Source organism: Shewanella sp. SP2S2-4 (assembly GCF_031932025.1).
GTDB lineage: Bacteria > Pseudomonadota > Gammaproteobacteria > Enterobacterales > Shewanellaceae > Shewanella > Shewanella baltica.
In genome coordinates, this window is sequence record NZ_JAUOER010000037.1 from 17,914 (window position 1) to 27,711 (window position 9,798).

The following is a 9,798-nucleotide window of genomic DNA, read 5'->3' on the forward strand; positions in this document are numbered from 1 at the left end:
CTGTTGAAAATGATGAAGTCTACAAGAGCGTACTAGAACAAGCTGAGATCTTTAAAAATAAAAACTAGGGAGACAAGTTTACATGGATTCTGAAGTTCGCACGATTAGTGAAGCTATCGTTCAGCTAAATAAAGTTGGCTACTATGAAAATGATTTTCAACATTTTGTTGAAGTGGAGGGGGAGCTATACCCTGCTAAGGCTTTATATAGTCACATTCATAATGTTCAACATTCAACGTTCAACACTTCAGATGCTGTGAAGTACTTCAAAAATGCAGGCTATACGTTGGTGAACAAAAACCTGCAAAATCGGTTACCTACTATTTGGAAGGTTTCTCATGGTACTGGAGAAATATCTGATGAATCCTCACGTTGGCTTGATAAAAACCATTACATTTCAGTTCACCGCGATACAGGAAAAAACCAAGGGAATAAATTTTATAATGAAGTTCAGGTTGGCGATATTGTCAGTCTTTATCGCAGTGGAGATGTAAAAGCTTTAGTTAGAGTTGCCAGTGATATTCTTACTGATGCTAGCTCTCCTTTAGGGCAAGAATGGTTGCTTAGGAAATATGAAGTTATTTATGAGTTACCTGAATTAAAGAAATATTCCGGAGTGAGTAAAGGCTGGTCACCTAGCTACAATAATACTATTGGTAAGTTATCTACGCGAATGGCTGAGTTAGCTTTATTTGAAAAAAATATATTGCAACCCTATTACGGCATAAGTTTAGAGAACTTATGTGATTGCACAGGAATGTCTCTTCAAGGAAGTGCAATGGATAATCACATGTCTAATCAAGCCATCAGTACACCGCTGAATCTGATCCTTTATGGTCCTCCAGGAACTGGTAAAACTTACCGGACCATTGATAAGGCGCTGGCGATACTTGAGCCTACGCTGCTGGCCAAACCGGGCGTCAGCCGAGATGAACTTAAGGCTGCATTTTATGGTTATCAAGAGGCTGGACAAGTGGCCTTTGTCACATTCCATCAAAGTTTTAGCTATGAGGACTTTGTGGAGGGGATTAGGGCTGATAGCCGGGAAGACGGTGGGCTGGAGTATAAGGTGGAGCCCGGTGTGTTTGCCAACATTTGCGAGCGTGCTGGATGGGGGGTAATAGCTACTGACGACCCTTTTGAACAGTCACTACGGAAGTTAGCTGAACAAGCCGAACAGAGCGATGATGGTTGGTTGCCAATGCAGACGATCCGTAGCAAGTGCTTCCGGGCACGCTATTCAGCTGAGAAGTGTACCTTCTTGGTCGAGCAGGAAAATAGGTTGGGAAATCGCAACCCAGATTCGGCCAATATGGATCACGTTCGGACCTTATATCAGACCGGTAAAAAAGTCGGTTATAACCCTTCTTACGTGCAGGGTATGCTCGACTACTTGAAAAAATATTGCGGTTTGCCTAGTCAATACCTACCGCCGGTCAGTAGTCGGCGTAAGCCGTTCGTGCTGATTATTGACGAAATCAACCGGGGCAACGTCTCGCGTATATTTGGCGAGCTGATAACCCTCATTGAGCCAAGCAAGCGGGCTGGAGCGAGTGAGGCGCTGACCACAATCTTACCTTATTCAAAACGTCACTTTAGCGTGCCAGATAATCTTTATCTAATCGGCACAATGAACACCGCCGATCGTTCTTTGTCCGGATTAGATATTGCTCTGCGCCGCCGTTTTGAATTTGAAGAAATGCCTCCTCGCCCAGAATTGCTGGAAGATGTCGTCGTCAAAAATGGAGAATATCTTGTCAACGTTGGCGAGCTTCTGAATGTACTTAATCAACGGATAGAAGTGCTGCTAGACCGTGACCATTGCCTCGGTCACGCTAATTTTATGTTACTCAAAGAAGAGCCTACACTGGATAAACTGAGTGCTATTTTCCAGAATCAGGTCTTACCGCTATTGCAGGAGTATTTCTTCGAGGATTGGCAGCGAATTGCCTGGGTGCTTAATGATCACCGCAAAAACCAACCTGAGACCATGTTCCTGCAAGCTCCTAAGCTTGATATTAAGTCTCTGCTGGGTGATGTGCCAGTCGGTAGGCAGCGTCAGCGCTGGGTGCTTAACTCTGATGCGTTTGACAATATTGCTAGTTATGCGTTGACTATCACAGGCGATAAGGAGGGGCAGTGAAGGCCCCTATAAAGGTTCGAGAATATGGTCGCCTGACTACTAGGCCTGTGGCCCAGCCAAGCTTGGCACTTGCACAGATAGAGCCAGCTGATTTCGATTGGTTATGTCAGTTGAGCAAGCGTTACAAAGTGAACCATGAACCAGCGCTAACCGAACTGGAAGACAGTCGTACTCTGCAACTGGATAGCTATGTGGGGGTGATTGAGACTCCCACGGGTCAAGTGATAGAAATATTACCCAAGACTGCTAATGATGGTGACTCTCCAGAACTGGGCCGAGAGCTCATTCGCCGTATGCTCGAAAGTTCTCTCGATTTGCCTTCTCGTGAGGTGACGGAAGCATCGCTTGATTGCTTCAATATGCCCCTTAGCGAATGGGTAATGGCACGTTTTCTCACCGAACTCGATCAGCTAGTCAAACGCGGGGTGCGTTCCGACTATCAGCGCCGGGAGTCGATAGAACCATTTCTGCGAGGACAACTTGATGTGGTACGACAAATGCGCCAGCCTCCAAGGAGGGGCCATCACTTCGCTCTGCGTTATGATATTTTTCTGCCCGACCGGGCCGAGAACCGCCTACTCAAACTGGCCCTGGAGACGGTTGAAAATACCACTCAGCACCCGGATAACAGGCGTTTAGCGCAAGAGTTGCGACACCTGCTGGCTGAGATTCCGATGAGTCGGGACGTAGAAGGAGACTTTAGACTGTGGCGATGTGACCGTCTGATGGCCCACTATCAGAGAGCACGACCATGGTGCGAGCTTATTCTCTATCGAGCCATGCCGAGCAGTCTGCATGGTGAGTGGCGTGGAGTCAGCTTACTTTTCCCTATGGAGAAACTGTTCGAACGCTACGTTGAGGCGTGTTTGCGTGAACAGTTGTTGCCCGGTGCTAGCCTCAAGGCACAAGCTGGCAGTCAGTTCCTGTGTTCACACCAGGGCAAGACTATGTTTCAACTGCAACCAGACCTTCTGCTTCATCATGGCACTAAACGTTGGATATTGGATATAAAGTGGAAGCGTCTCAATAGCGGTAGTCGTGAGGAAAACTACGGCATCAGCCAGAGCGATCTTTACCAGTTATTTGCCTATGGTCACAAATACTTGCATGACCAAGATGAGGGCCATCTGGTGCTGATCTACCCATCATGGATTGAGCTAAAAGAACCTCTCGAACCGTTCCATTATGATAAGCGCCTGACGCTGTGGGTCTTGCCGTTTGAGTTGGATATGAGTTTACCTCCCCGTCTGGTATTACCCAGCCAGCAGGATGATTCACTAAGTCGGTTGTCTTTGCCTGTTCTGGTCATATGATCCTTCCGTGTTTGCCTGAAGGTGTGTCCGCTAATCGCGCGCTGGCTAATCGCTTGTTGAGATAACGGGATTGATAGGGCTGATATAGACATGATGTGCGAGGATGGCGAGTGAGAAAATCACACGTTTTCTTTGCCTTAGTTGTTTCTGGTATGTTGTGTGGCGATAGGGCTTTTACATTCAACAGTTTCTTCAATGCGGCCTTGATAATCCCTAGATCCCCTCAAAAAGATGGGAGCACTTAAACCGATGCTGCAGTGGGGCACAGTCGAGTCATTGCATCAACCCTAGAAGAGGATGCAATGATTTGTATTTGTTTGTTTTGTATTAATAGTTTCCGCTCAAAAAGGTCTGGGGAATTGCGATATGTTTGCTGATTTACGTGGACTGCTGCTCTCAATCGTAAAATCTTCACTCCGACACCACCCAATTTAATTCTGGACAAAAGTGAGGTAGGGATAATACTCAAAAAGGATGCAGCAAGATTAGGAAATGTATGGTAAAAAGATAAAGTTTACGCTTGACCTACATATCAAAGAGCAAAAACTAATGCTAAAGAGTGAATACGAAGATAAAAAGGCACAAAAACATTACAAAGGTGCACAGGTTTTTGTATACAGTAAATATGAATATGAAATGCTATTAAAGGCAAGAAATGCCGAAATAGAAGATCTACCCGCTATGGCTGCAAATAACCATCTAAGGCGTAATGTTGATAAAAAGACTTGGTTTATAAATGGGGCGGTAACTATGTTTATCGCAACTCAAGTTTTTAAATATTTTTTCGGTCTGTAATAAGTACCGATTTTTTATTAATTCTACTTAATATTAGTATAATTAAGCGAGCTCCCCCTGTCATGACTAGGTGATACCTCACTAGCAAACACGAAATGGGACAAAAGCGAGCTAGAATAATCACGTCAATACTTTCACTTTAGATTAGGTTCTGTAATGAGTTAGTACCCATTGAATAGTTTCATCAGCCTAACTTTGATTTTGAACTAACACCACCATAGACATCAATCGTCAACCCTCGCTCTTTCTCATAAGTTTTAGGTGTAAAGCCAAGCTGTTTTTAAGGTGGCGGATCAAGTGAGGTTGATCACTAAAACCAAATTTGAAGACAACTTCAACCCAATCTAGTTCAGTCGATTCACGTTGATAGAGATACTCTAGCATTGCTTCTAATCTATTCATCGACTGGCACTGTTTAAGGGTAAGCCCTGTGGTGCGTTGAAAGCTTCTTTCTAGGGTTCTTTGTGAACAATACAGTTTTTCACCCAGCTCAGATATCGTACTCTGGTCTAGATGTTTAAGTACATTGCGAGTGATTTTACTGTGCTGATCTTCGGTGCACTGTTCTAACCAAGGCGACAGCGTCGTATCTAACTGCTCTACACACTGCTGTGGATTAGTTCGAGCCTGTTCAATCAGTTTGCTTTCATCCATACCTAATTGCTTGAACAATGTTGAGTCTTCCACTGACTCCACTTCATCTAGTGCCAAAGGATTGGCAGAAAAATCGGGTAAACAGTAAAGAGCGCCGACACGAAACTTGATACCAAGATGAACAAATGGCTTAGAGTGATCTAATTCAAAGGTCTGCCGATGTGGATAAAGCCAATGGCTGCCTTCTCCCTTCGCTATGCTCGGGTTCAGGTCATAAGAGTAGGCTTGATTGTGAGGTGAAAGAATCAAATGTGCCGATGGGTCAGGGTTGAGCTTTGGGAATTGATAAGTCTCTGAATCAGGGCGCTTATCAATCAACCAATAGCATTCTACATATTGGGAAACACATGGTGAGTTTGGCGACTTTAGCCAATGGATCATAACCATTTCCGTTAGGTTTATTGATTAAGGGTACTATAAGTCAGATCGTCGTAAACAAAAATCCCCCTTACCACAGCAAGAGGGATAACAAGTTATTTGTTGTTAAATTCAACCTGAACAATGCGGTTTGAAGATGATAAACCCGCACGTTTAATAGCTTTTTGTGCACCTACATTGCTGCTCTCAGTAGAACAGATAGGCGTTAAACCACGCTGATTAGCTGAGTTAACTAACCATTTAAGCAGTTGAGTAGCAATGCCTTTTCCACGTTGTGATTGAGCGACAATCATGCCAAGGTCTGCATATTCCGTTTGGTACTCATCAGACAGACGGCACTCGCCCGTTGCAATAAGTTCATTCTCGCTCCAGTAACCGAATAACTCTTTACGATTAATCAGGTTACCAAAGTAGCCTGTAAGCCACTGCTCTGGTGCGCCAATAGTAGTGGCTGCAAACTCAACAAACTGCTCCAGTTGCTCTGACTCTGCTAGCTTTAGTTCAAACTCAGGGATAATGCTTTGCTTACTCGCCTCTTTTTGCTTGTACATCAGAGAATTAACCTTCACTGCTGATGCGTTATCAAGGCTAAGTGACAGATACTGTGGCTCTGCTGTACTGACAAATGCACCATTTACAGCCCCAATGACTGAGCTATTTTGTTCTGCGATAAGCGTGAAAAGTTCTTTTGCATCCATTTTAGCATCATTACTCAAGTAGAACTGCAACATATAACCTTCGCCATTGATGCAGCAGTATCCAACTAGAGTTTCTTGTTCATAAAACCCAAAGTGTGTAGACATGGGCACAAATCCAAAGTGCCACATACCATCAAGCGGTGCTGTTGATTGTGCAAAATATGCTTGCTTTAGTGTGCTGATTTCTTCTAGATTTTCGATTGGTTTAATGTCTAACATCGCTTTTTACCTAATTTTTTTGATTTACCGGAAAGCCTTCCACCTTTATCTAAGAAGTGCCTCGCTTTCGGATGCCACACATAATAAGCAATGTCCGCTCGCTAAGATTGAACAAAAACGACAATGTTTAAATCGGTTTTTTAGATGTTGGGCTAAGTTCGAACTAAGTGACTCTCATAAGCAATTAATAACTTATTGAAGGTGTTTTCAAATAAGGATTAGTAATCGATTACTGCTGCTAATGAAACACACTTTGGGCAGAAGTGAGCTAAAGCAGCCTGTCGAATCTATTTGTATCGTGATTTGAATATTGACAGGTTAAGTCCATGACTAATCCAGTTCAATCGTGCGTTCGGTTTGACTTATTCTTAGACCACTATCTTCACCTGCAGACGTGTCACCCAATCTCGTTACGCTTTTGCCCAGTCGTCGGTTTTCCCCAATCCCAATGCACATCATGAGCTGTGGGCAGTTATACGCTAATGCCGGTGATCTATCTCGCTGGTACCTAAGCGTATTGTTCTGCTTGGTCCTATGTTCCTGCCGTGTTGACCTGCAGGTGTGTCCGCTAATCTCACGCTGGCTAAATAGTCTTTGTGAGGCAGGGAGATTAGTTAGGCGGATAGGTGTTGATAGCTAGCATCAAGGTGCATGCTTCCGTTCGTTAGCTGCTTAATACCTGCAGATGTATTAGTCGTTCAGGCATTTACTAATGTCTGTGGGTGAAGCCGGCATTGATAGAACAGATATAGGCGTGTTGTGCGACGATGACGAGTGAGAATACCGCACGTTTCCTTAGTCTCATTTGTTGCTAGCATGTTGTATTTCGATAGGGGCATTACACCATTAGAGTTCAACTGTACTTCGATGCGGCCTAGATAATCCCTAGATAGCCTCAAAAAGTTGGGAGCTCTCAAACCCATGCAGCAGTTGGGCTACAGACATATCGTTGCATCAACCCTACAGGAGGATGCAATGACGTGTTTTTGTTTCTTTTGTGTTAATTGTTTCCGTTCGAAAAGGTCTGGGGAATTGCGAGATTTTGAGATGTCTTGTGTGAGCAGTATGCGCTAAATTGTACAATCTCTACGCGACATCACACAACTTACTTCGGGGCAAAAAGCGAGCTAGATTCCTAACTCTAATTCGTGAGTTTCGGAGTCCTCTAGATGAATTGTTAGGCATCACTGACGGGCATGCTCATGAAAGCCTCTTTTTTCTAAGTCCACGCGAATTTCAGAGTCCCGCTTGCTTTTGCCCGTGTAGAACGCAAAGGTTTTTAGACTACTGGGCACCGAGTCTGTAACGAAACTATTGTAATCAATCGCGGTTTTATAAACTCGCAATGACGAGAGTCCCTTCAAGTCCTCAATACCTGCAATCTTTTCAAGCGTTTTGCAGTTGATGATCTTCATGTCACTCAATTTGGGGTTTGGACCAACTTTTACGTCAGCCAACCTAATCTGATCTTCTATAAACAAGCGCTCTATATTCTCGAAACGTCCTATGTCACCCAAGTCTTCGAGCCCTTGAACTCGAATGACTTCTAGTGACTCAAGCTGCGGTGAGGTTATTTGAGCTATGGACGAGCGACCACCAAGAATGAAGCGCAATGTCTTCAATGTCGGGATACTGGAAACGAACTCGATGCCGTCTTTCTTCTTGATTGAAGCAAGGGATAAGCCTCTGAACAACGGCAAATTGCAGATAGTTGAAATGTTTTTTGTGTGGCCAGTCGTGTGAAGTTCCTCTAGAACAACACTCTTAGAGAGATGCCGAAAATCAATATTACATCTTCTCGTTTCTCCCAATGACAGAACTTTCAAAGAAGGGAGATTGCAATAGCTGAGAACGTCAGCATCTTCGAGTTCGAACACACCAAGTCTAAGCTCCGCAAGGGATCGAATTTTGGATAATGCCTCAAGATTAGACGCCTTCATAAGGCAATCTATCGAAACACATTGGGCGTCAGGAATGAACTGCAATACTGAGGCGTCAAAAGATTCAGAGTAGTGGCCATAAAAGCGGATTTCAAAACTCCGCCCATGATTCTTTGCCAGCTGGTTCAGTAGTGTTAGCTGTTGTGCGGAATAGCCGCTCTTCGAATACTGAACGATCACTCGCTCACCAGCATCGATGTATTTGGCGATGCTGACTGGGTTAATATCTTCATAGCCGTCGATTCTGCGCTGCATTGTGATGCCCAAAATTTTATTTATTAGTGCTCATGCGCCTTTACCTCATTAGACCAGTAAAAATGCGCATAGTTAACTGATTGTATTGCAAAGAACTTATCAGCTTTTTCTCAAATGTACCATCCGGAAAAACGTTCATGCGCCTTTTTCAAATCTATCATCAAAGCTCTGTTTTACATAAGTGGTTAATTTTAAAGTATATCTATCCAGCTTGATCACACTGATTAAGCGCTAAAAGGAGGGTTGAAAAGCAAAGTTAATAGATAAGAATTTGTAGTGCAGCCTGTCTGCAATTTTTCGATTCACTAAACGAGTGCTCGCAAGCTTTGGTGCAGAAGTGGGTTAAAGCCATCTGTCGGATCTAATTGCATAGTGGTTTGAATATTGAGGGGTTAAGTCAAGACTAATCCAGTTCAATCGTGCGTTCAGTTTGACCTGTTCTTAGACCACTATCTTCACCTGCAGACGTGTCACTCGATCACCTTAAGCTTCATGGCTAGTCGCTGGCTTGGTACGGCGAACTCTTTATCCGTGCTCTTTTCATCTGCAGACGCGTCACCCGATCACCTTAGGCTTCATGCTCAGTCGTCGGCTTTGCCCAATCCTAATGTATATCATGAGCTATGCGCAGTTATACGCTAATGCCGGTGGTCGATAATGGCACGTACCTAAGCGTGTTGTTCCGCTTGGTCCTATGATCTAGCCGTGTGTTTACCTGCAGATGTTTTAGTCGTTCAGGCATTTACTCATGTCTGTGGGTGAAGCCGGCATAAATAGGGCTGATATAGATGTGTTGAGCGACGATGACGAGTGAGAATACCGCACGTTTTCTTAGTTGTAGTTGTTACTTATATGTTATATGGCGATAGGGGGATTACGCCATTCGAGTTCAACAGTACTTCGATGCGGCCTAGATAATCCCTAGATAGCCTCAAAAAGTTGGGAGCACTCAAACCCATGCAGTAGTAAGGCTACAGGCGAGTCGTTGCATCAACCCTAGAGGAGGATGCAACGGCTCGCTTTTGTTGCTGTTGTGTTAACGCTTGAAGGGCGTAAAGGGTAGGGCAAAAGGTGAGTTTTTTGGCTGTTTTGGGTGAATTGATGGCGCCCTAATAGATCCTTCTATTCGGCTCACTGTTTCGGTCGCGGCCTCATCCTGCGAAGGCGTTATCCGCTCCCCGTTTTTGGTCATCGAAAGCAGGTGAACTGGGATGATCTGCACACTGTTTTCGGGTGATTGAACGCGTTTTTAGGCTCATGCTGCCTTAATCTGAATTGTTATTGGTATGTTTCTATTCAATAGGTGTTGTTCAGTGTGTTGCACCAATATGGTTCAACCGTTTTTTGATGCGGCCTAGATAATCCCTAGATAGCCTCAAAAAGTTGGGAGCACTCTAGCCCAT

General features: G+C 44.2%; 6 protein-coding genes. 3 read left to right on the forward strand and 3 right to left on the reverse strand.

Annotated features, from left to right (window positions below; translation table 11 throughout):
• Positions 1-82: 82 nt before the first annotated feature.
• From Q4Q54_RS20830 to Q4Q54_RS20840, 3 genes are all read left to right on the forward strand, one after another.
• Complete coding sequence (locus tag Q4Q54_RS20830; RefSeq protein WP_311989470.1) at positions 83-2,143, forward strand: AAA family ATPase; 2,061 nt, start codon at positions 83-85, stop codon at positions 2,141-2,143.
• Complete coding sequence (locus tag Q4Q54_RS20835; protein ID WP_311989471.1) at positions 2,140-3,456, forward strand: McrC family protein; 1,317 nt, start codon at positions 2,140-2,142, stop codon at positions 3,454-3,456. The genes Q4Q54_RS20830 and Q4Q54_RS20835 overlap by 4 nt, the downstream gene beginning before the upstream one ends.
• Before the next feature lie 492 nt (positions 3,457-3,948).
• Positions 3,949-4,251, forward strand: a complete 303-nt coding sequence (locus Q4Q54_RS20840) for a hypothetical protein (protein WP_311989472.1) — start codon at positions 3,949-3,951, stop codon at positions 4,249-4,251.
• A 231-nt stretch (positions 4,252-4,482) separates the two neighbouring features.
• Here the strand turns inward: Q4Q54_RS20840 and Q4Q54_RS20845 are convergent, their stop codons facing one another.
• The 3 genes from Q4Q54_RS20845 to Q4Q54_RS20855 form a co-directional block, all read right to left on the reverse strand.
• Positions 4,483-5,286 carry an AraC family transcriptional regulator gene (locus tag Q4Q54_RS20845; RefSeq protein ID WP_311989473.1) on the reverse strand — a complete coding sequence of 268 codons (804 nt, stop codon included), beginning with the start codon at positions 5,284-5,286 and terminating at the stop codon, positions 4,483-4,485.
• Between the two features lie 92 nt (positions 5,287-5,378).
• Positions 5,379-6,200: a GNAT family N-acetyltransferase gene (locus tag Q4Q54_RS20850; RefSeq protein ID WP_311989474.1), complete on the reverse strand. Its 822-nt coding sequence runs from the start codon at positions 6,198-6,200 to the stop codon at positions 5,379-5,381.
• 1,184 nt (positions 6,201-7,384) lie between these two features.
• Positions 7,385-8,395, reverse strand: coding sequence for a hypothetical protein (locus Q4Q54_RS20855; RefSeq protein ID WP_311989475.1), 1,011 nt, complete (start codon positions 8,393-8,395; stop codon positions 7,385-7,387).
• Positions 8,396-9,798: the final 1,403 nt, after the last annotated feature.

Bases quoted from the DNA above. Each gene is read 5' to 3' on its own strand.
- Q4Q54_RS20855 (WP_311989475.1), bottom strand. From the start codon at position 8,395: ATGCAGCGCAGAATCGACGGCTATGAAGATATTAACCCAGTCAGCATC.
- Q4Q54_RS20840 (WP_311989472.1), top strand. From the start codon at position 3,949: ATGTATGGTAAAAAGATAAAGTTTACGCTTGACCTACATATCAAAGAG.
- Q4Q54_RS20845 (WP_311989473.1), bottom strand. From the start codon at position 5,286: ATGATCCATTGGCTAAAGTCGCCAAACTCACCATGTGTTTCCCAATAT.
- Q4Q54_RS20850 (WP_311989474.1), bottom strand. From the start codon at position 6,200: ATGTTAGACATTAAACCAATCGAAAATCTAGAAGAAATCAGCACACTA.
- Q4Q54_RS20830 (WP_311989470.1), top strand. From the start codon at position 83: ATGGATTCTGAAGTTCGCACGATTAGTGAAGCTATCGTTCAGCTAAAT.